The organism is Streptomyces sp. DSM 15324, from assembly GCF_001514285.1.
In the GTDB taxonomy this organism is placed as follows: domain Bacteria; phylum Actinomycetota; class Actinomycetes; order Streptomycetales; family Streptomycetaceae; genus Streptomyces.
The window spans coordinates 256160-278233 of the sequence record NZ_KQ949026.1; the positions used below are offsets into that span (position 1 = coordinate 256160).

General features: G+C 70.1%; 12 protein-coding genes. 4 read left to right on the forward strand and 8 right to left on the reverse strand.

Going from position 1 to position 22074, the window contains the following annotated elements; translation table 11 throughout:
• Window positions 1-24: 24 nt before the first annotated feature.
• Window positions 25-2181 (reverse strand): UvrD-helicase domain-containing protein, encoded by a 2157-nt coding sequence (locus AQJ58_RS15385; protein WP_067250261.1) that lies wholly within the window; start codon window positions 2179-2181, stop codon window positions 25-27.
• Window positions 2182-2309: 128 nt separating this feature from the next.
• On the opposite strand from AQJ58_RS15385, the gene AQJ58_RS15390 reads away from it, so the two are divergent.
• Together AQJ58_RS15390 and AQJ58_RS15395 are read left to right on the forward strand one after the other, a co-directional pair.
• On the forward strand, window positions 2310-3008 hold the full coding sequence (locus AQJ58_RS15390; RefSeq protein ID WP_067250264.1) for a hypothetical protein: 699 nt from the start codon (window positions 2310-2312) through the stop codon (window positions 3006-3008).
• Between the two features lie 78 nt (window positions 3009-3086).
• Window positions 3087-5702 (forward strand): GmrSD restriction endonuclease domain-containing protein, encoded by a 2616-nt coding sequence (locus tag AQJ58_RS15395; protein WP_067250267.1) that lies wholly within the window; start codon window positions 3087-3089, stop codon window positions 5700-5702.
• Between the two features lie 98 nt (window positions 5703-5800).
• Here AQJ58_RS15395 and AQJ58_RS43310 read toward each other — a convergent pair whose 3' ends face one another.
• The 4 genes from AQJ58_RS43310 to AQJ58_RS15410 all read right to left on the reverse strand — a co-directional run bounded on the left by AQJ58_RS43310 (window position 5801) and on the right by AQJ58_RS15410 (window position 8167).
• Window positions 5801-5974: a hypothetical protein gene (locus AQJ58_RS43310; protein ID WP_159056249.1), complete on the reverse strand. Its 174-nt coding sequence runs from the start codon at window positions 5972-5974 to the stop codon at window positions 5801-5803.
• A 1-nt stretch (window position 5975) separates the two neighbouring features.
• Window positions 5976-6524 carry a hypothetical protein gene (locus AQJ58_RS15400; protein WP_067250270.1) on the reverse strand — a complete coding sequence of 183 codons (549 nt, stop codon included), beginning with the start codon at window positions 6522-6524 and terminating at the stop codon, window positions 5976-5978.
• On the reverse strand, window positions 6521-7591 hold the full coding sequence (locus AQJ58_RS15405) for a ParA family protein (RefSeq protein ID WP_199844592.1): 1071 nt from the start codon (window positions 7589-7591) through the stop codon (window positions 6521-6523). Before AQJ58_RS15405 ends, AQJ58_RS15400 begins: the two co-directional genes overlap by 4 nt.
• Before the next feature lie 102 nt (window positions 7592-7693).
• Window positions 7694-8167: an ATP-binding protein gene (locus AQJ58_RS15410; RefSeq protein ID WP_067250276.1), complete on the reverse strand. Its 474-nt coding sequence runs from the start codon at window positions 8165-8167 to the stop codon at window positions 7694-7696.
• A gap of 163 nt (window positions 8168-8330) precedes the next feature.
• On the opposite strand from AQJ58_RS15410, the gene AQJ58_RS15415 reads away from it, so the two are divergent.
• Together AQJ58_RS15415 and AQJ58_RS15420 are read left to right on the forward strand one after the other, a co-directional pair.
• On the forward strand, window positions 8331-9206 hold the full coding sequence (locus tag AQJ58_RS15415; protein WP_067250278.1) for a helix-turn-helix domain-containing protein: 876 nt from the start codon (window positions 8331-8333) through the stop codon (window positions 9204-9206).
• Complete coding sequence (locus AQJ58_RS15420) at window positions 9203-9406, forward strand: DUF397 domain-containing protein (protein WP_067250281.1); 204 nt, start codon at window positions 9203-9205, stop codon at window positions 9404-9406. The genes AQJ58_RS15415 and AQJ58_RS15420 overlap by 4 nt, the downstream gene beginning before the upstream one ends.
• Window positions 9407-9430: 24 nt before the next feature.
• Here AQJ58_RS15420 and AQJ58_RS15425 read toward each other — a convergent pair whose 3' ends face one another.
• The 3 genes from AQJ58_RS15425 to AQJ58_RS15435 form a co-directional block, all read right to left on the reverse strand.
• Complete coding sequence (locus AQJ58_RS15425; protein ID WP_067250284.1) at window positions 9431-13603, reverse strand: Eco57I restriction-modification methylase domain-containing protein; 4173 nt, start codon at window positions 13601-13603, stop codon at window positions 9431-9433.
• Window positions 13600-16566 carry a helicase-related protein gene (locus tag AQJ58_RS15430; protein ID WP_067250286.1) on the reverse strand — a complete coding sequence of 989 codons (2967 nt, stop codon included), beginning with the start codon at window positions 16564-16566 and terminating at the stop codon, window positions 13600-13602. The genes AQJ58_RS15425 and AQJ58_RS15430 overlap by 4 nt, the downstream gene beginning before the upstream one ends.
• 139 nt (window positions 16567-16705) lie before the next feature.
• The gene (locus AQJ58_RS15435; RefSeq protein WP_067250289.1) at window positions 16706-21985 is read right to left on the reverse strand and encodes a DEAD/DEAH box helicase; all 5280 of its coding nucleotides are present in this window, start codon (window positions 21983-21985) and stop codon (window positions 16706-16708) included.
• Window positions 21986-22074: the final 89 nt, after the last annotated feature.

The window sequence follows — 22074 nt, forward strand, 5'->3', positions numbered from 1 at the left end:
CGGTGCCGGAGCCCACGCTCGGCATCACGCCGCGAGGAACTCACTGGCCCGCCCGCTGTACGACACATACAGCGCCTCCCGCGCCCTCGTGCAGGCGACGAACAGCAGGCATCGCTCGGCGGCCAGGTCCGTGGTGTGCTGGATGCGGTCCACCTCGGCCGGGGTGACGGCCGGCGCGAACGGGAAGGCGGACCGGGTGACTCCGGCGACGGCGACGCACCGGTACTCCAGGCCCTTCATGCTGTGCAGCGTCGACACCCGTACCCCGACCGCGCTCTCCGGTTCCCCGTCCCGCACCCGCACCACGGGGATGCCGGCCGCGGCGAGGCGGTCGCCGAGCTTGCCCGCCAGGGTGTTGAAGCGGGCGCAGACGGCGATGTCCGAGGGGGCGACACCGGCGTCCATCCAGTCGCGCACCCGGCGCACGACGGCGTCGGCCTCCTCGTTCTCACTCCCGTGCCCTTCGCACACGGGCTGTGCGCCGTGCAGCAGCGAGCGGTATCCGGTGAGGGTGTCGTGGGCGTCGCCGGTCAGGTCGGCGACGGGCTCGCTGTCGAGCAGGCCGCGGGCCCAGCGCAGGATCTCCTCGGTGGAGCGGTAGTTGACGCGCAGTCGTCCGCTGCGTCCCGCGACGGAGATGCCGAGGGAGCGCAGCGAGACCCGGGCGTCGTAGATCCGCTGGTGCGGGTCGCCGGTGACGAACAGGTCGTCGGGGCCTTCGGCCGCCAGGACGCGCAGCAGGCGCCATTGCGCCGGGTGCAGGTCCTGCGCCTCGTCCACGACGACATGGTCGTACGCCGGTCCCGCACCCGGCTTGTCGCGCAGCAGCCGGGTGGCCTCGGCGCAGACCTGGAGCCAGGTGTGCGCCCGGTCACGGGTCAGGCCGTCCTCGAACAGGGTCACGGCCTGCCAGACGCGCCGCCGCTGGGTCTGCCCGAGCGCGCTGCCGCGTCCACGCCGTTCGCACGCCAGGTACTCCTCCTCGCTCCGCAGGTCCTGGGCGAGGACCACGTGCCGGTACTCCTGGGACAGGAACGCCTCGTTCCACGACAGTTCGAGGCGGCGGGCCACGCGCTGCCAACGGGTGCGCTCGTCCCGGTCGCCGAGCGCGGTCCCCGGGTTGCCGCGCAGTTGCCGTACGACGCGGTGGGCGACGGCGTCGACGGTGGTGACGTCGACACGGGCGAGCAGCGCCGGGTCGTGGTCGAGCAGCAGGGCGAGGCTGCTCTGCAGGGAGCGGGCCAGGGCTCCGGTGTAGGTGGTGAGGAGGACGCGCGTGTCGGGTGCCCGGTCCAGGAGGTGCTTGACCCGGTGCAGGGCGACGACCGTCTTTCCGGTGCCGGGGCCGCCGGTGATCTGGGCGGGTCCGGCATAGCCGGGCCGGTAGGCGATGCGCCGCTGGATGGGGTGGAGGAAGATCCGCCAGGCGGCGAAGGGCTTGGTCAGGATGTCGGCGAGTTCGTCGGGGCCGGTGACGAGCGCGATGCGGCTGCGGGTGCGGGTGACGGCGGCGGCCAGGTCGTCCCCGGCGGTGTCCTTCGCCGCCGCGCTCTCGGCGACGGTCGTCTTCTGGCGTACGGCGACGAGGTCCCGGTAGATGTCGTCGGGGTCGAGGCCCTCGGCGAGCAGCCACAGCGCCTCGTACTGGTCCTCCGGCATCAGCGACCCGAACGCCTCCAACTGCGCCTTGCCCGTGACGGTGCGTGCGGCGCGCAGGGTGACGTCGTCGACGCCGAGGTGTCGCAGGACGGTGTCCGACCAGGGGGCGAACAGGAGTTGGGGGGCCGCGGCGGCCTCCTGAGCGAAGAGCGGGGTGATCTGCTCCATGGCGGTCAGGTCGCGTACTTCGAGGCAGCGGGTCACGGAGTTGACCGTGTAGAGCCGTCGGCGGGCCCAGGAGTAGGCCTTGTCGTGGGGGACGACGTGGACGAAGACGAAGACGTCGCTGCCGTCGTCGGGCGCGAGCAGCACGATCCGCAGCCCGTCGTCGACGCGGATGGTCCGCATCCGCGGGTCACGCGAGCTGACCACCGACTCCAGGTGCAGCCCCTTGTCCGCGTGGAGTTGCGGGACCGTCAACTGCTCGAACTTGGCCATCGCCTTGTGAACGCGGGCGCGGGCCGGTTTGTCCAGCCGGTCGACACCCTCCCAGAACGTGTTGGTGATCGCGATCTGCGGCATGTTCCCCACCCTCCGACAACACCGACCGACAGAGTATCTGTTGACTCAGTTTACGAAAACCTCCATGATTCGTCGCAGGAGTTGCCGCACGGCACAGGGGCATCGCGAGCGCGGGGGTTGTTGGGGAGATGACACTGCAGGAACCGGATACGGACGCCCAACTCGCCCTGGAAGACGCCTGCGTGGACCTCTTCGATCTGGCCGGTGACCCTCTGGACGCGGCCGTGGCCCGGCTGAAGGCAGGAGTGAAGCCGACCGCCGAGGACATCGCCCTGCTCACCGAGGCGGCCCGCACCGCGCAGCGCGCCTTCGAGGAGGTCGGCGCGGCGAACGACGTACTGGACGACGCCTCGGACCTGGGCGAGGACCTGACGACCGCACTCGCGGAGACCCTGCGGCGCCAGGCCCGGGCCGAGGTCCCGGCACTGCTCGGAGCCCTGCGGGCCCAGGCGGCGCGCGTCGAACGCTCCGAGGCCGTCCGTACGATCGCGAACCGCATCCTCGGCAACGGCGGACCGGACGAGCCGGCCGCCCTGGACTCCGTCCCCGCCCTCACCGCCGACCTGCTGCCCCGCGTGCCGTCCGTGTACGACGACGAGGAGGAGGCGGGCGCGAGCCTCGCCGACCTGTGGGAGCGTCAGGAACGCCTGGAGCGGGTTCAGGACCGGGTGCGCGGGGAGCGGGTGGAGCACGTCGCGGCGCACCTGGTCGCACTCGCGGAACGGATCGTCGACCGAGCCTTCGTGGACGCCCGGTTCACGCGGGCGGCACTGGACGAGATGGACCGGGCCCACGCGCTGTGGTGTGCGTGCCTGGACGAGGGCTGAAGCGCCCCTGACTGTCAGCGGGAAGCCCTAAGGTCCTTCCCACGCGCTACGACCGGACCGATCACCGAGGGGGACGCCGTGCAGGCGAAGGAGACGCTGTTCGCCGATCTCGTCCAGGGCAGGGCACAGCAGTTCCAGGTGCCGCTCTATCAACGGACGTACTCCTGGACGGAGAAGCAGCTCAGACAGCTGTGGACCGACATCCTGGAGCAGGCCGAGCTGCTGGAGTCCGGGGAGAAGGCGAGCACACACTTCCTGGGGTCCGTGGTGCTCGCGCCGTCGCCGCAGAACGAGGCGACGTTCCCCCGCTGGCTCGTCGTCGACGGTCAGCAGCGGCTGACCACACTGTCGCTCGCCCTGGCCGCGATCCGCGACCACATAGCGGACGGCGAGCCGGACGAGGCCGAGCGCATCGACGAGGAATACCTCATCAACAAGCGCAAGAACGGCAGCGATCGCTTCCGGCTACTGCCGACCCAGGCTGACCGGGCGCAGTTCGCGGCATACGTTCGCGGGCCGCTCTCGGAGCAGGCCGCTGGCGGAGCCGTCGCCGCCGCCTACGGCTTCTTCCGCCGCAAGCTCGTCGAGGCCGCCGATCCGGCCGCCCCGCAGGACGTGCTCCGCATCGAGGAGGCCATCACCTCCCGGCTCACGCTGGTGGCGGTGACAGCCGAGCGCGCGGACAACGTGCACCGCATCTTCGAGTCCCTCAACAACACCGGCCTCAAGCTGAGCCAGGCCGACCTGCTGCGCAACTACCTGTTCATGCGGCTGCCCACCCGCGGTGAGCGCATTTACGAGACCTACTGGCTTCCGCTGCAGGACAGTCTGAGCAACGACGAGCTGGAACAGCTCATGTGGTTGCAGCTGGTGCTCGACGGAGACGACCGGGTCCGCCGCCAGGACCTCTACGCGGCTCAGCAGCAGCGCTTCGAGCGCAGTGAGGTCAGCGAAGCGGAGATCGAGGCGTACATCAAGGAGTTGTACCGGCGCGGCGCCCTCTTCCGTCGGCTGCTGCACCCCGAAGTGGAGCCGAACGCGGCCGTCCGCGCCCATCTGCACCGCTTGGACACCTGGCAGGCCCAGGTCACCTACCCCGCCCTGATGCTGCTGCTCGACCGACGCGAGCGCAGGGACCTCAACTCCGCAGACACGGCCCGCGCGATGTCGTACATCGAGAGCTTCCTGGTACGCCGGATGATGTGCCGCGTGCCGACGAACAACCTCAACAGGATCTTCCAGGCGGTGCCCGGGCAGCTGCCGCTCGACATGCCCGTCGCTGACGGGCTGCACCAGCTCCTCTCCGCCGAGAACCGCTTCTGGCCCGATGACGACGAGCTACGCGAGAAGGTCCGGACGGCGCCCTTCTACAAGTTCGGACGCGGGCACCAGCGCAAGCTGGTGCTCCAGCGGTTGGAGGAGAGTTACGAGCATCCCGAACCGGTCGACTTCGCCGCCGCGCAGCTCACCATCGAGCACGTCATGCCGCAGTCGCCGGGCGACGAGTGGCTCCGGATGTTGAGCGAGGACGTGGTCGCCGGCGAGAGCGCGGAGGACCTGCACTCCCGGCTTCAGCACACGCTCGGGAACCTGACGTTGACCGCGGTCAACGCGGAGTTGTCCAATCACCCCTTCGAGCGCAAGCAGGGCCTGCTCCAAGGCAGCCACCTGGAGATGAACCGCCGCATCGCCACCACAGAGCGGTGGGGCGCGGACGAGATCCGCGCGCGTGCCGACGAACTCGCCGACCGCGCGATCGCGCTGTGGCCGGCTCCGTTGCGCGGAGTCGGCCGAGCGGAGCGGAGCCGGGACTGGAACTTGGCCCACCAGGTGCTCGCCGCGCTCCCCCACGGCGCCTGGACGTCGTACGGCGATCTCGCGGCGTTCATCGGCTCCGGAGCCCAGGCCGTGGGCAACCATCTGGCCAATACGCCGGGGGTGGCCAACGCGTACCGGGTGCTCACTTCCGAGGGCAAGGTCTCCGACGGCTTCCGCTGGACGCCTCAGGAGGTGGGAGGAGACGTCCGCGCCCGGCTGAGCGCCGACGGCGTGCGCTTCACGGCCAACGGGGCCGCCGATCCGGCGCAGCGCCTCTCCGCCGACGAGCTTGCTCTGCTGGTCGGCGGCGCTGAAGACGACCAGGCCGACGGCGAGGAGGACACGGCGCGGCCCATCCCGGAGAGCCAGGGTGAGCAGAGGCACGCCGACCCGTTCTACCTTCAGCTCATGGCGGAGAACTCCCCCGAGAGGCGGTTCTTCCGTCAGCTTGCGAAGAACAATTCCTCCGGGACGGTGGAGGCGGTGCGCGCCCTCTTCGACCGCTGGGAAGAAATCGGCGGCTCGATCGTCCACGTGGGAAACGACCACTTCATCGGCGCGAACCTCACGATGGGTGAGGCGGGCGCCCCGGGCAGTGGGATCTCGCCGCTGGGCCTGCTCCCGGGCCCCGGGGGCGGCACGGCGTATGTCAGCTTGCGGTTCCTGGCGGTACAGGAACCGTTCATCGACCGCGCCCTGTGTGTCGAATTCCTCCGGCTTCTCAACGAACTTGAAGGTGTCGACCTTCAGGTGAGGAAGCCGGGACCGGACCCCGACTTCCGGCTGTCCGTTCTGGAGAAGGATCGCAACCGTGATCTGCTCGTCGAGGCTCTGATGTGGTTCCGGGACTGCTGGGAAAGTCGGGGCACGGACTGAGGCAGGGACTCAGGGAGCACAGGTCGATCATCACGCGTCGAACAGTGCCCCCTGGCGGTCCGCCCCTCGCCAAGGGGCGCGAGCAGGGACGAGACCCCTTACCTCAGCCGCGCCCGCCCGCGCAACAGGCGGGCGACGGCCGGCATCTGCTCGCCGGTGGTGAACAGGGCGTCGAAGAGGAGGATGGTGCGGTCCTTGACACAGCGCTCGATGCGGATGGCCTTGGCATGGGCGGCGGCCGCGAGGCGTTTGGCTCGTCGCGCCCGGCTCACCTCACGTCGACGAGTCCTCGGCCGCCGGGCCGACAGCCTCATCGTGCCGCAGAGCGGGCTGTTCCGGCCGTCCCCGGAAGGCGGCTCCCTTGGCTGTCCGCGATTCGACGCGTTCCACGATGCGGTCGATGACCCGTTGAGGGTCCTTCCACTTCAGCGCCAGCCGGTCGTGGTCCATCCCGTGCTCGGAGACGATGTCCCGCAGTTGTTCGAGGCCGAGCTCGCTCAAGCTCGAACGGAGTCCCGTCTCGCCGGATTCGGCGAGCACCGCGAACGGGTCGATCACTCCCGGAGCTCGTCGGCTACGCCTCGGGCGTTCTGCCGGCCGAGGTGCGGTCTGCGCATCGGGAGGCGTCAGCGCCTTGGCCAGTGCTCGGGCGAAGCGTGTCGTGCGTGCGGCTTCGGACGCCACCACGCCGAGGACACGTGCGAGCGTCGCCGCGAGCTCCGGGTCGGAGGCGCCGAGCTTGGTCAGGGCTTCTTCGGCCTCCCGCACCTGGGCGTTCAGGAGACCGCTGTCGTCGGGCCGACTGTCGCTCTGCTCAATCACGCCTTCTCCTCGACCAGTTCGATGAACTCCTGCGTCATGCCACGGAAAGCGTCGAACCCGCCCTGGTAGCCGTACTTCTGCCGCAGGGTACCGCGACCGACGAACTCCGCCGAACCGGCGATGTCGTTCTTCTCGGGGATGAAGGTCGGCAGCACGGCGGGGAGCTTCTTGTCGCCCTGAAGTCGCCTCACGGTGTTCCAGTGGACCGTCGAATTGGCCTTGTATTTCGTGATGACGATGCCGATCTCCTTGATGGTCTCCCCCAGGTCGTCCGCGAAGGCCCGCACCCGCCGCTGGATCTGGGGGATGCCGTAGGTGGACAGGACGTCGGGAATGGTCGGGATGATGTATCCCCCGGAGATGCGTAGACCGTTCAAAGTGACGATGCCGAGGTTGGGAGGGCAGTCGACGAGCACGTAGTCATAGTCATCAATGATCTTCCGGATCGCCTTGCGCAGGAGATCGGTGGGGTTGTTGGCGTGGAAACGCCCCCTGGGCATGGACGCCAGGCGGTCCTGGACGTCGATGAGGTCCAGCGAGGAAGGCAGGAGGTCCACCTTCGTCACCGCGTCCACGGAAGAGACATTGCGCTGGAGTGTTTTCTCCAGGTCGAACTCCAGAGGCTCGTCCTCGGGCCGGAGGGCATCCTTGAACAGGGTCGCCAGGGTGTATCCCTCGTCGTTGAGTTCCTCCCACCTCTCCTCCCCGATCAGGACCGTGGTCAGATTGGTCTGCGGGTCGAGATCGACCACCAGGACCCGCTTACGGAACTCCGCGGACAGGAACTCCGCGAGTCCGGCCGTGGTCGTGGTCTTCCCGACTCCGCCCTTCAGATTGATGGTCGAGATGACATGGGCTTTGGGTGCCATGTGCTTCTTCCTCCGTTTGAGGTAGCGCTGAATCTGACTCGCCCGGAAGACCGGACCGCTCCGCAGGTCCGCGACGGGAGCGGGGAAGTGTTTGTCACGAGCGCGCCAATTCGCTACGACCGTCCGGCCGACCCCCGCCATCTCCGCCACTTCGAACAGTCCGACGAGTTGGTCTTGCGCCTCGGGCGTGCCTGCCATGACATCTCCCCGTGAACGGCCTTCACGATTACCCGTTAAGCGTGAAGGCCGTTCACAACCACCGTCAATCCCCAACTTCGTTGGTTGGGAGCACAGTTGATCTCACGCGCCCCCCTTGCGCGCGGGTCTGCGCTGGGCGCATTCCGCCCACACCGTCTTCCCTCCGGGGTGGTGGGGCTCGCAGCCCCAGGCGTCGGCGAGCGAGGCGACGAGGAGCAGACCACGTCCGGACTCGCCGTCCGCGTCAGGCGTCGGGGCGGGGAGACGCTCGCCTCGGGCGTCCGTGACCTCGATGCGCAGGGTGCCGACTGTGAGGGTCAGGGCGAGGCGGGCGTGGCGGCCCCGTACACGGCCGTGCAGGGCGGCGTTCGCGGTGAGTTCCGCGATGAGGAGGGAGGCCGTGGCCGTGCCCTCGTCGCCGGCCGCGACCTCCGGGCAGTCCTGCTGGTCGGCGAGCCAGCGTTCGGCGGCGTGGCGGGCGGCGTGGGCGCCGTGTCTGCTGGTGGGGAACGTGAGGCGGAAGTGGTGGGTGGTGGCGGTCGGTTCACCGGTGACGGTGACGGTTTGCTGGATCACCTCACCGAGAGTGACGGACCGCTTCTACTGTGTGGAGGGTGCGGGGCGGTACGGAGGGTGACTGTCCCGGTGCGGAGGGCGGGATGTCCGGGCGTACGGCCGTGACCTGGCCGGGCGTACGGCGGTTCGCCCCTGGTGCGACGGAAGCGGGCGGTGGTACGGGATGGCGGCACAGGCGGGCAGTTCGGGGGTTCCCACCGGCGGTGAGGCGGACGGTACGGACGAGGTGGCCGACCTGTTCCGGGCACTCGGGCGGCAGATCAAGGTCGCGCGGGTACGGGCCGGGATGAGCCAGAAGGAGCTGGGCGACCGGCTCGGGTACGGGGAGGAGACCATCTCGTCCGTGGAGCGGGGGCGGCGGACACCTCAGCCGGAACTGCTGGTCGCGGCGGATGAGTTGCTGGAGTGTGGGGGGCTGCTGGCCTCGGCTGCGGAGGATGTGGAGCGGGCCAGGTCGAGGAGGAGGGTGCGGCATCCGGAGTGGTTTCGGGACTATGCGCGGTTGGAGGCGGAGGCGGTTGAGCTCCACGACTACAGCGCGCTCGCCGTTCCCGGGCTCTTGCAGACCAAGGCGCACGCCCAGGTGGTCTTCCGGACGCGGCAACCCCTGTTGGACGAGGAGACCGTCGAACAGCGCGTGGCCGCGCGGTTGGACCGCCAGGAGATCTTCAAGCGTTGGCCGCCGCCGTTCACGACGTTCACCATCGAGGAATCAGTCTTGCGCCGCCCTCTCGGTGGGTGGGACGTTCATTACGAGCAACTTGAAGCACTGCTGAGGTTCGGCAGACTGCGCAGCGTCGAACTCCAGGTGCTGCCTATGGACCGCAAGGAACACCCCAGCCTGGGCGGGCCGTTCATCATGCTCACGCCGAAGGGCAAGCCACAGGTGGCCTATCTGGAGGTGCAGCACATTAGCCGGTTGATCACCGACCCGGACGAGGTCCGTATCCTTGCCGCACGCTACGGCAGCATCAGGGCGCAGGCGCTCACGCCAGAAGAGTCACTGCCCCTGATCGAGAAGATGCTGGGAGACCGATGAACGCCGAACAGCCCACACGGCTGGACTGGTTCAAGAGCAGCTACAGCAGCGGCGAAGGGGGTGCGTGCGTCGAGGTCGCCGCCTATGGGACCGCCGTCCGCGTACGGGACTCCAAGGAACGGGGCGCCGGTCCGCAGCTCGCCTTCACGCAGGACGCGTGGGCCGGGTTCGTCGCGGACCTCGGGCGAGACGGGTTCTGACCCACCCGCCCGAGGCTGCGGCGCTCAGGCCTCGTGACGCGGGCCCTTCCCCGGCGGCGGGTCCAGCACGGTCCGGTACTCGCCGCCGGTCACGCGGGCCTCTTCCATACGGTCGTAGATGTCGAGGATGAGGTCCTTGGTGCGGTAGCGGCCATGGGCAGCTTCCTCGTCGCTCTTGAGACGGGGGAACGCGTCCATGACGTACTCCGCGTCATCGCGAGCCAGTCCGTAGAGGTGGAAAAAGGCAGCGTCCAGCTCTGCACGCAGCAATCCACGCCGTTCCTCATCCCACCGGAAGGGGCGCCCCGCCACACCGATCGCTATGGCGAACGCCTCCATGTCGTTGGCGGTGTAAGCAAGTTCCGCCACTCTTGCGGCAACCCACTCCGCCACGATCTCGCCGCTGCTCCACGGACACGGCTGGTCGCCCGCCTCGGGGCTGAGAACTGGAAGCTGGTAGACCGTGAAGAACTTCAGGTGTGTACCGCTGAACTTCTGACGTGCCACGAAGTCGAGCACGTACGAGGACAGCGCCGCCTGGAGCAGCGCAGGATTGCCGAAGGAAGGCAGCATCAACAACGTGCCGTCAGGAACGGCGGTGCGACGCAGAGCCGTGTTGATCATGGTCCGACGATCCACGGTCCGGCAGATGTCACGCCACCCCAACAGCCAGTCCTCGTACCACTCCTTGTCCGCCAGCCGCGTTTTAACTCCGGGCCACATGATCGGGTTCAGCTTCTTATCCCGCTTGCCCGAGTCCACGTCGAACTCCGGCGCCCAGTACCGGGGCATCGGCGCGAAGTCGGGGTCGTCGTGCTGTTCCGGCGTCACACGCGGGAGGGTGCCGACGTTGGCCTGGGCCTGGGTCTGGCCCTCGTACGTGCCGAGGCGGTGGTCGAAGTGGTGGAGCATCTTCGCCTCGTACAGCGGGAGATAGCGGCGCGTCTTCCCCTCTTCGTCGACGCGCGTGAAGACGTTGCCGGTCAACTTCCATCCCTCGTCCGCCAGTTCCTGCTTGCCCCGGAACAGGTGGGAGTCGGAGGCCATGTTGAACAGGCCCTGTCGGAAGGTCAGCCCCCACGGGTTGCTGCCGCCCCTGCCGTATTCGTCCGGCTCCTTGAGCAGAACAGGGACTCGGCTGTAGACGCCGAAGGTGATCTCGGCTTCGCGCCGGGACTCAAAGACCGGGAGGTTCCCGGTGTTCGGGTTGACCAGCAGGATCTCCTCCAGCGGCATGGTGAACCGGCGCGAAGGCAGGTCCTCCATGTACCAAGTCCCGAACGCGAAGGAAGCATCCCGGACCTGCACCTCTCGGCCGGTAACCGTGAGCAGACAGAAGCGCGTCGAATGGTGCACGTCCCGACTCAGCACGAACGCCTCGTTCTTGAAGTCCAGGAACGACACCAGCCGCTTCGAGCGCACCAAGTCGGAGAAGAACGGTGCCGTCGTCGCGTCCGTGGCGATGCCCGTCTGCAGAACCAGCCCGAACCGCCCCTGCGGCGCGATCCCGTGCGACGCCGCCTCCGCGAACAGCGGGTACGTGTTCAACTTGCCGCGCGCGGCCAGCGGGAACCGGCCCGACCATCGCGCTAGATGGGAGGAGCCGTCGGATCGCCGCTTATCGGCAATGTACTTGGCATGCAGCTCATGGTCGGCCTCGTCGTCGCCCCGGGCGAGCTCGTCGATCAGAACCTGTCGTGCCGCTTGGTTCGCGGCCTTCGCGATCTTCGGTGCGGTGGTGGCGAAGTGCTCCTCGGTCTTGAACTCAAGGGTCTCCCAGGGCGGATTCCCCAGCATGCAGCTAAACCCGCCCTCCCACCCGGTCCGCTCGTCCACCCCCGGCGCCTTCGCATTCGCCGGAACCCGGAACACCTCCGGGAACTCCAGATGCCAGTGGAAGAACCGGTACTCCTCCCGCAGATCCTCGATGTGCTTCAACGTACCGTCGGGCAGGCTCGCGCCGCCGTCCTCGGAGTGCAGCGTAAGCAGCGACTTCGTCGTCAGCGCCGGCGGCGTCGCCGTCTTCGTTTTCTTCCAGACGAACGCCGCACACCACGCGTCGGCCAACTTCAGCGCCCGGGTGTAGTTGCGGTCCTTGGTGGTCAGCTCTCGGTACGCCTTGGCCTGGTTCCGGACGTCCTCCAGTTCCTGCGAGTCCGTCTCCGTGATCGCCGAGACCGTCTCGCCGAACTCCGCGTTGGACTCGGTCAGCACCTCCTCCTCCGCGAACAGGGCGTCCTGGTTCGCCCCGTGGCGCAGCGCGACCTTCCACGCGGTCCGCTCCGCCGCGTTGCGCTTCTTCAGGTCGGTGACGTGCTTCGACTCGTCGCCCTCCAGCGGCTTGAACGCGTCGTCGGGCAGGCCCTCAGCCAGCAGCTTCGGCGTGGTGCCCAGCAGGCCGTTGCCGTGCTTGATGTGGGCGTCGAGGAAGGTGAGCGGTCGGCCCGGCCTCATCGCCTCGATCCACAACGACACCTTGGCCAGCTCGACGGCCATCTCGTTGAGGTCGACGCCGTACACGCACCGCGCGATGACGTCGCGCAGGGCGTGCCGTACGTCCTCGGCGCTCGGCTCGGGGTCGTCGGTGCGGATCTCGGCGAGGCGGCGGGCGATGCGGCGGGCGGCGGCGACCAGGAAGTGCCCGGAGCCGCAGGCGGGGTCGCACACCGTCAGGGCGAGCAGCGCGTCCTCGCGCTCCTTCTTCGTCGTACCGGACTTGACGGCCTGGTCGATGACCGGGTCGAGGGTGGAGTCGAGGAGGCAGTCGATGAGCGGGGACGGGGTGTAGTAGGAGCCGGAGGTCTTGCGGTCGTTGCCGTCCAGCTTGGCCAGGACGTACTCGTTGCCCTCGCCGAGGCGCGGCTCCAGTTCGAGCAGGGACTCGTAGACCGAGCCGAGCTCGTCGGCGCCGAGGTGGCGGTAGTCGACCTTGCGGGGGCGACCCAGCTTGGCGTCGTACACCTCGGACAGGGCGCGTACGGCCTCGTAGAGGGACTGGTTGGACAGGCTCAGGCCGTCCAGGATCCGGTCCGCGGCGGTGGGCTCGAACAGGCCGCCCAGCGCCGGGAGTCCGAGTTCGGGGCGGCCGCCCGGCGTGCCGAGGCCCTCGATGACCAGCCGCAGCGCCTGCCACTGGTCGCCGTGGAGGGTGCCGGTGCGGCGGGCGACACGGCGCAGGCGGGCCGTGGAGAAGTACTTCTCGTACGTGTCGCGGGCCTGCCTGGTGGCGTCGGGGTGCAGGAGCAGGTCCCGGTCCTCGGTGACGAAGAGGAACAGCAGGCGGTAGGCGAGGCGGAGCAGGGCGGGGTGGAGGTCGTCGCGGACGTTCTTGTCGCGGGTGGTGCGCAGGGCGTCGCGCAGGTCGGCGTTGTCGGGGTGGGTGATCAGGCCCGTGCCGATCACGGTCAGGGCCTTCTCGACGCCCTTGCGGAGTTCCTTCAGGGCGCGGGTGCCGCTGTCGATGGCCTCGGTGCGCCACTTCTCCAGCGGGCAGGTCGCGGCCGGCTCGCCCTCGGCGCGGGGCTCGAAGCGGGTGCGGTGCAGGAGGCGCCACAGGAGGACGAAGTCGTCGGAGCGGTCGCCGTCGAAGATCGCGCGCAGGTCGAACTCGATGAACGCGGCGCCGGTGAGGGAGGCGGACTCGCGCAGCAGGCGCAGCTGGCGGCCGTTGGAGAGGACACCCCAGAGGGTGGAGTCCGCCGAGCGGTTGAGGTACTCCTGCACCATCGACTGGGGGGCCTGCTTGGCCAGTTCGGTGGTGCGCGTGTCGAGGGGGACGTTCCAGCCGGTGAGGTGGACGGGGACGTGCGCCCAGTGGTGGCTGACCTCGAAGTCCTTCTCGCCGTCGTGGGAGGGCAGGCCGGGCACGGGGACGGGGGTGAGGGCGCCGAAGCCGAGCTGCTCGAAGAGGGGCAGCAGCCAGCGTTCGGTGGTGACGCCGACCGCGTGTACGCCGGGGTCGGCGTCGGCGCCGTCGCGGGCCAGGGCGTCCTGGTAGGAGGCCCATACGCCGCGCAGGTAGCCCCAGGAGCGCTCGGCGGCGTCCCGTACCGAGTCGCCCTTGGCGTACAGGCGGTAGTCGGCGGGCTTGGAGCCGGTCTGCTCCTTGCCCTCCTTGATGCGGACCAAGAGGTCGTAGGGCAGGAGGCCGCCGACGGTGGCGACGGTGTCGGTGACGGAGGTCCTGGCGGTGCTCATGCGCCCACTCCCTGGGGGAACGTCGGGGCCGGGCGGTAGTGGTACACGCCCAGGATGTCCGGGTCGCCCTGCGGGACGACCTTCAGGCCCGCGAGGCGGGCGCGGGAGGCGGTGCGGACCCTGCGGTGCGAGGCCTCCAGGGTGCGGCCCAACTCAGCCGACTGGTCGCGCAGTTCGGGCATGATCGCGGGCAGGGCGGCCAGGATCTCGGCGATGTGCTCGGTGGCGAACTTCGGGTCGGTGTTCTGTGTGGCGCGCGCGTCGAGGAGGGCCAGCGCCTCGTCCTCCGGCAGCCAGTCGGGGGCGTCGGGCCTGCCGCGGTAGGCGACCACGCGGGCGTCCTCGGCGAGCTGCTCGCGCACCGAGCCGTCACGGGCGGGCAGGTTGAGCTGGAAGCGGTGTCGTACGAGCAGGAGCGTGGTGTTCCGCTCCACGGCCTTCGTACGGACGACTCCGCAGCGGCGGGCCGGGCGCTGCCACTCCGGGACCTTGCCGGCGTCGTCGAGGGCCGCGTCCAGGACGAAGCGGGCGACGGCGGCGACCACCGGGTCGGTGCGGGTGAGGGCGGCCTCGCCGCGCGGGGCGCTGGGGGCGTCGTGGAAGACGACCGGGCGGGGGTGGCGGGGGCCGAGTGCGTGGGAGACGGTGTCGCGCAGGCCCTGCGGGAGGGCGTCGGTGTGCGCGGTGAAGCCGCCCTGCTTCGTGGGCGCGGGCATACCGCGCAGGGCGCCCAGGGCGCGGCGGGTGAAGTCCCGTACCTCCTCGCCGGTGCCGAGCGCGGCACGGACCTCGTCGACCTCGGCGGCTACCTCGTCCTTCTTGATGGTGTGCTGGGCGTAGCGGGAGCGGTGGCGCTTCTCGCGGTCGGCGGAGGACTGCCAGGCGATCTCCAGCTGTTCGGCCACCTCCTCCTGCGCGAACAGCCCCTCCTGCTCGTACACCGACCGCTCGCCGCGCAGGATCAGGCCCTCGAACACGGCCTGCATGGCGCTCTCGGACTCCTGCGGCACGGGCACGGAGATGCCGGTGACGCGACGGATGCGCTCGTGCTTGCGGAGCAGGACGTTGAGGACGATGCCGTCGACGGGGTTGTCGGCGCCGTACAGGGTAAGCGCCTTGACGACGTCGGTGCGCTGGCCGAAGCGGTCGACGCGGCCCTCGCGCTGCTCGTGGCGGGTCGGGTTCCACGCGAGGTCGTAGTGGACGACGGCGTCGAAGGACTCCTGGAGGTTGACGCCCTCGGAGAGGCAGTCGGTGGCGACCAGGACACGGCGCTCGGGCGCGGGGTTGCCGTCCTCGTCGGTGCCGGTCAGCTCGGCGATACGGGTGACACGCTGGTCGGGTGAGAGTTCGCCGGTCACGGAGGCGACCGCGACAGGGTGTTCGGTGCCCTTCTTGTTGAGGGCCTTCCTGAGGTGGTCGGCCACGTAGTCGGCGGTCGCGATGTAGCGGCAGAAGACGATGGGGCGGTAGCCCTCGTCGAGGAGGTCGGAGACGGTGGTGATCAGCTTCTTCAGCTTGGCGTCGCGGGTCGCGCCGTAGAGCTTCTTCGCCGATTCGGCCATGGCGACCAGGCGGGCCTTCTCCTCGTCGTCGGCCTCGGCGTCGACCTCGGTGCTGGTGGCCTCGGTGCTGTTGGCCGTGGGGAGGCGGGTGCCCGGTACGGCGTCCGCGGACTCGGGGGTCTCACTGTCGGCCGGGTCGGAGACCGTGCGCTCCCCGGTGCGGTCCGCCTCGGCGGGGGTGTCCGCCTCCTCGACGCCGGCGCGCGTGTTCAGGGACTGCACGGCGGCGGCCGGGGAGGAGGAGAGCGTGCGCAGCAGGGCGAGGGTGGACCACCAGCGCTGACGCTGCTGGAGGGCGCCGTCGGCCGCGCGTACGGTCTCGCGGGCGTAGGACAGGACCTCGTCGAGGAGCTTCTTGTAGTCGCGGTGCAGGGTGTAGGCGGTCTCGGCGGTGTCCCGGGAGGACGGGAAGTGGGCGCCGTCCTGGAAGTCCTCGCGGATGTCGGCCCGGCGGCGCTGCACGAAGAACTCGGCGAGCAGCCTGCGGCCCGCGTCGGTGTCGAAGGGGACGGCGGCCAGACGGTCGTCGAGCAGACCGATCAGACGGCGGAAGGGCTCCTCCTTGCCGCTGTGCGGAGTGGCCGTCACGAGGAGCAGGTGGCGGTCGGCCCGGTCGGCGAGGGCGCGCAACAGCGCGTACCGCTGCTGGGAGGAGCGGGCGGACACGCCGGCCGTGGTGTCGGAGACGCAGGAGTGCGCCTCGTCGACGATCACCAGGTCGGGGCAGTTGCGCAGGAAGTCCTCCCGGTGGCGGGGGGACTTGATGAAGTCGGTGGAGACGACGTACGCGCCGTCGGGGCGGAACACCGACTGGCCGTACGGCGTCTCGCGCTCCAGACGTCCGATCGTGGACGGCAGCACGAGGCGAGCGTCCACGCCGAACTTGCCGTACAGCTCGGCCCGCCACTGCTCGGCCAGGGCGGGCGAGCACAGCACGACCAGGCCTCGGGCATCACCCTGGGCCAACAGTTCGGCGGCGATCAGCCCGGCCTCCACCGTCTTGCCGATGCCGACGTCGTCGGCGATCAGCAACCGGACGGTGTCCTGGCGCAGCGCCATCAGCAGCGGGACCAGCTGGTACGGGCGCGGGTCGACGGCGATCGAGGCGAGCGACCGGAAGGGGCCCGCGCCGGAGCGGAAACCGATACGCAGGGCGGTGCGCAGCAGCCCGGCGGCCTGCTGGTCGCCGAGGTCGGAGGGGGTGGGCTGGGCGAAAGTGGCGTGGACGACGGTCTCCAGGCCGGGCAGGACGCCCGCGATGTCGTCGTCGGCGCCGCCGAGCGGGCGCAGGACGAGCAGGTCGGCTGTGGAGTCGGGCAGCACGACCCACTCGCGGCCCCGGGCGTGGACGAGGGAGCCGACGGCGTACGGCTGGGCCGGCTGGGCGGCGGTGGTCATGCGGGCCTTCCGGGGTCGGGCGGTATGGGTCGGGGCGGTAGGGGTCGTTCGGGCGGGCCAGCGGGGGCGGTGGCCGGGCGGATCGCGTGCGGGCCATGGCCCCGGGGCGGACCGAAGGGGTCCACCCCGGACCCTGAGATCAGCGGCGCGCCTCGCCGAACACCGAAGGGTAGTCGGCGACGGCCTTCGACCAGTCGTCGTCGTAGCGGATGCGGACGACCTCCCAGCCGATCTCCTTCAGCCGCTCGGCGGCCTCCTCGTCGCGCAGCGTCGTCTCGGCGTGGTCGTGGTGCGGGCCGTCGACGAAGACCGCTACCGGACCGAAGGAGGTGTCGTAGACGAAGTCCGGCTTGGACAGGGCCGCGCTCAGCCTGACCTGCTGGTGGTCGGGCAGGCGGTGGCCGTGCGTCCTGAGGTAGGCGACGAACCGCTCCTCCAGGGAGGAGTCGGCGCCCTCGATGAGCGCGTCGGCGTGCTCGTCGCGGGTGCGGCCCGCGTGGCTGGAGCCGACCTCGCCGCCCGCGAAGTCCATCAGCAACTGCTTCACCAGGGTGCGGTCGATCATCCGGTGGTGGCGCTGATTGCCGAAGGAGAGCAGGCAGTCGTAGCAGCCCTTCTCGCAGGGGTCGCCGTTGCGCTTCTCGGCTCCCCGGTCGCGCCCGACCTGATCGAAGTGCGCGATCTCCAGGGCCCGGCGGGCGGCGCGGGCGAGCGCGTCGGGCTCGGCCTGGAGGCGGCGCAGGACGCCCGCGCCGCCCTCGGCGCTCTCGATGAACAACAGCCGCTCGCGGGGACCGTCGTGCGGCGGCAACTCCTCGGTGTCCAGCTCGGAGTCCTCCAGCTGGAACTCGGCCTCGATGCCCCGCTCCAGCGCGTACTGGAGGGTGATCGCGGTGTCCTTGTCGACGGGGGCCGCGAGCTTGAGGACGAGGATGTTGCGGGTGTCCTGGACGTACGGGATGACGGGGATCTTGCGCACGACCTTCTCCGCGTCGGCGAGGCCCTCGTCCTCCACCGGGGTCTCCCGGCCGGGTGCGCTCGTGCTCGGCCTGCCGGTGGAACCGGCCAGCCACTGGCCGGTGGCCGGGTCGAGCCAGAAGCCGATGTCGCCCTTGGCGACCGAGCGGCGGTAGCCAAGGTTGGTGAGCCGGACGGTGGCACTGTCGCCGTAGACCAGTTCGGCGAGGAGGCGGCCGGCCGCGGCCTTCGCCTCGGCGCGCAGCGAACCGTCCCGGCCGTCCTCGTGCTGCTTGAAGCGGTAGGAGATCTCCACCGCGTAGCCCGTGCGCTGGCGTTCCTCCTCGTCGGAGGAGATCCGGTCGCGGCGGTGGGTGAAGACGGTGTGCAGGTGCAGCAGCCCGGTGCGGGGGTCGCCGTACGAGCTGTTGCAGCCCAGGCAGGTGTCCTCGCGCAGTTCCTCGGGGGACAGATAGCCGCAGCCCTGGCACACCTTGGCGCTCTCGGTGGTCAGTTCGCCGCTGGTGTCCGGGGGCAGCTGTACCCGGTCCACCTTGAACCGGCTGCCCTCGTGGTAGATCAGCGCGCCCGGCCCGAACTCGCGGATCGCGATGAACCGGGACCGCTGGAGGTAGTCGCCGTCGTAGCCGCGGCTGGTGCGGCCCGTGCCGGGGATGTACGCGGCGAGCGGCAGCCGGGGGAAGGAGTAGCCGGGCAGGAAGCCCTCGGAGGCGAAGTAGCGGTACGGGTAGAAGTCGGACAGCACCGTGCGCTCGCCTCCCTGTCTGTTCTCCAGGAGGGCGATCTGGTTCTCCGCCTGGGCGCGGCGGCGGACGGCCTGGGCCTGGGAGCGGCCGGTCGCCGTGCGGTTGCGGATGTTGTCGTGCTGGATCTCCCGCTCCTCCAAGGCCTTGCGGTAGAGGTTCCGCCAGCGTCCGCACTTCTCGTCGAAACGCCCGGGGGCCTTGGCGACGGTGTCCTCCAGCCACTGCTCGTGCCACCAGGACGTCTCGCGCAGGGCGTCGACGCAGCCCGCGAGGACGGTGCGGGCCCGGACGAGGGCGCGCTGCCGGGCGGCCGGCCCGCCGATCTGCTCCCGCACCTCGGGCAGCAGCTCCAGCGAGGGGGTCTTGCCGTCGGTGTCGAGGATCCTGGTCATCGTGCGGCCGAGTTCCAGGCGGGTCTCGGCGAGCCAGATGGCGTGCACGTGCGAGGCGAGCAGGTCCTCGTTGGCCAGGTCGAGGCGGGGCGCGGCGACGGTGCCCGCGACCATCTGGTCGGAGCGGGTGAAGTAGTACTGGTCATGGCTGTTGCCGGTCGCGCAGTACGTGGTGACCAGCGCGGGCTGGCCCGAGCGGCCCGCGCGGCCCGAGCGTTGCGCGTAGTTCGCGGGGGTCGGCGGGACGTTGCGGAGGTTGACGGCGTTGAGGCTGGCGATGTCGACGCCGAGCTCCATCGTGGGCGAGCAGTACAGCAGGGGCAGCGGCAGCCCCTTGCTGAACAGCTTCTCCCGCTCCTCGCGGACGTCGGGGTGGACCTGGGCGGTGTGCTCTGCGGCGTGCAGTCCGGCGAAGGTGGACGCGACCTCCTTGTAGAGCCCCTTGAAGAAGGCGTTGACGCGGGGGCCCCGGCCGGTGCGGTAGGTGCGGCGCAGCCGGTCCACCGCGCCGTGCTCGTCGTCGCGGGCGTGCCAGCGGATCACCGGGTGGTGGATCTGGTAGCCGGGGTCCTCGCCCCGGCCCTGGGTGATCCGGCTCAGTACACCGCCGTCGGCGAGGATTTCCAGCAGGTCGCGGATCACGTCCTGGGCCTCGTCGAGGGAGAGGTCGGGGCCCCAGCCCGGGAAGGTCTCCGGCTTGCGGACGTGGCGGCCGAAGGCGGTGCGGCCGGTGAGGTTCAGCTCGCTGCGGGTACGCCCGGAGCGGCCCGGCCGGCCGGAGCGGGCCACCGCGACGCCGGGCGCGGGAGGCGCGGACTCGGTCTCGGAGATGGCCCAGGCGTCGTTGAGCTTGGCGGACTCCTTGCCCAGTTCGTTGAACTTGGCCTCGGTGAAGTACGGGGTGTCCACGGCGCGCTGGCGGCGCAACTCGTCCATGAGGACGCGGGCCAGTTCGAGCCGCGTCGCCGGGGTCGCGGTGCGCAGCGGCCCGGCGGCGCGCTGCCAGCGCTCCTCGTCCTGGGCGATCTGGTCGAGCCCCGCGTACTCCAGGCCCAGCAGACCGGTCTGCTCCAGGTTGGGCATGGTGATCCGCCAGCCGCGCTCCAGGTCGAGGAAGAGCCGGTACTCGGCGACCTGGGCCAGGGCGCTCAGCGTCTCCTCGGCGAGCGCCTCCACCTCGGTGGGGTTGTTGGCGTACTCGTGACGGGCGAGCCCCATGGCGGCCACTACTTCTTCGCCCAGCCGCTTCCAGCGCAGGCCCGGCTGCCCCGCCTTCAGCATGGCGCGGTAGAGGGCGCCGCGCAGCTGGGTGACCATGACGAAGTCGTTGAAGTGCCCCGCCTGCAGGCTGGCGTCCTGCCGGTTGTCGACGAACGTGAGCAACTTGCGTGCGTCGTCGTCGAGTTCGCTCGCGGGCAGGCTCTTGAGGTGGCGGACGATGGAAGCGCTGACGACGGAGGTGGCGGTGGAGCGGCCCTCCTGGTCGAGCGTCATCAGCTTGGCGAAGTCGCGCTCCCTGACCTGCTCGTAGCTGACGCCGCACTCCAGGCAGAACAGGAACGGGGCGGGCAGGTAGGCGGCGTACAGACCGTCCCCGTCCTTGTTCACCGCCGTGCCGTCGGGCCTCACCCACACGGGCTGCGGGGCGCGCTTCTTGCGGCTCGCGGTGAGGACGGGCGTGCCCTTCTTCGGGTCGAGGGTGAGCCAGCTGTCGGGGAAGCGGCGCTGGTCGATCGCGTCCGCGACACGCTCGGGCCACGGATTGGCGGCCGAGAGGTAGAGGTAGCCCTGCTCGTCGTCCGCGTCCTCACGGGTGCGGAAGGCGACCGTGCCGTCGTCGCTCTGCTCGCGGGCCACGGTGAGGTACTCCTGGCCGCACTCACGGCAGAAGGACAGCGGCAGCAGGAGCTTCTCCGGCTCTCCGGGCACCCGCTGCTGGTAGGTGCGGGTGATGTGGCGGCTGTCCGCAGGCTCCAGGGAGACGTACGCCGAGCCGCCCTTGGAGAGGAACTGGTGGAGGCGGAACGCGAACAGCGCGCGGTCGTCGGCGTCGCGGACCTGCGTACCGGCCCGAAGCGTGGACCGGATGGCCTTGGCGCAGGCGGTGTACGGCGCGTCCTCGGGGGCCTCGCGCGGGATGTCGAAGGCGTCCTCGCGCAGGACGCGCGCGGCGAGCTCCACGGTGGTGGGCTTGGCACGCACCAGCAGACGGGTGCCGTCCTCGTCGGTGGTCTCGGTGAGACCGAAGGCGGTCTCGACCCAGCGGGCCAGCGGGTCGGCCTTGAGTGCGTCGTACTCCAGCGGCGGGTTGTTCTCCCTTACGCGGGCAGCGAGTTCGGCACGCGTGGGGGGCGTGTCGCCGGTCGCGCGGACCAGGGTCTCGCCCACCACCCGGTCCGGGGAGATCTCCGTGTCGAACAACGTGGAGGCGACCTCGGCGACCTCACGGCGGCGGGCGGCGGGGGTGCCCTTGGTGGACATGGTGGCGGAGGTGCCGACGCATTGCAGGGCGGGCGACTCGCACGCCTCGCGCACACGCCGGACCAGCAGGGCGACGTCGGCGCCTTGACGGCCGCGGTAGGTGTGCAGTTCGTCCAGGACGAGGAAGCGCAGGCCCTTGGCCCGGCCGATGAGCCGCTTGCGCTCCTCGGGGCGGGTGAGCATCAGCTCCAGCATCACGTAGTTGGTGAGCAGGATGTCCGGGGGGGTGTCGAGGACCGCGTCCTTCTCGGACTGCTTCTCCTGGCCGGTGTAACGGGCGTATGTGACGGGCTCGTTGCCCTCGCCGTATCCGGCGGTGAGGAACTTTCTCAGCTCGCCCCGCTGGCTGTTGGCCAGCGCGTTCATCGGGTAGACGATGATCGCCTTGATGCTCGGGGGGTCTCCGGGCCGCTTCTCGCTCAGGATCCGGCTGACGATGGGCACGATGTAGCCGAGGCTCTTTCCGGAGCCGGTGCCGGTCGTCAGGACGTAGGAGTCCTTCGAGTCGGCGGCCTCGATGGCGTCGCGCTGGTGCCGGTGGAAGCGGATGGGACGGATGGTCGCACCCCGCTTGTCCTTGCCGGTGCGGAAGATCCGCTTGCACTCGGGGTGGAGGAGGCCGAGGTCGTCGGCGAGGTGGTCGACAGTGCCGCCGCTCGCGAAGCTCGGGTTGAGCGAGAGCCAGGGGTCGGGCCACTGGTCGCCGTCGGCAAGGGACTTGGCCACCTTCTCGCCGATCCGCGGGTCGTCGATCACCACCGATCCGGACGTGTATTCCTTGTAGTCCCGGATGAGCCGACGGTGCACCTCGAAGACGTCCACGTGATCCTCACTAGCTCCCGACGTAATCCACGCCTCACCGTAGTGGGTGAGGCGCACGGGACGAACGCCCCGCCTTCACCCCATTAGAG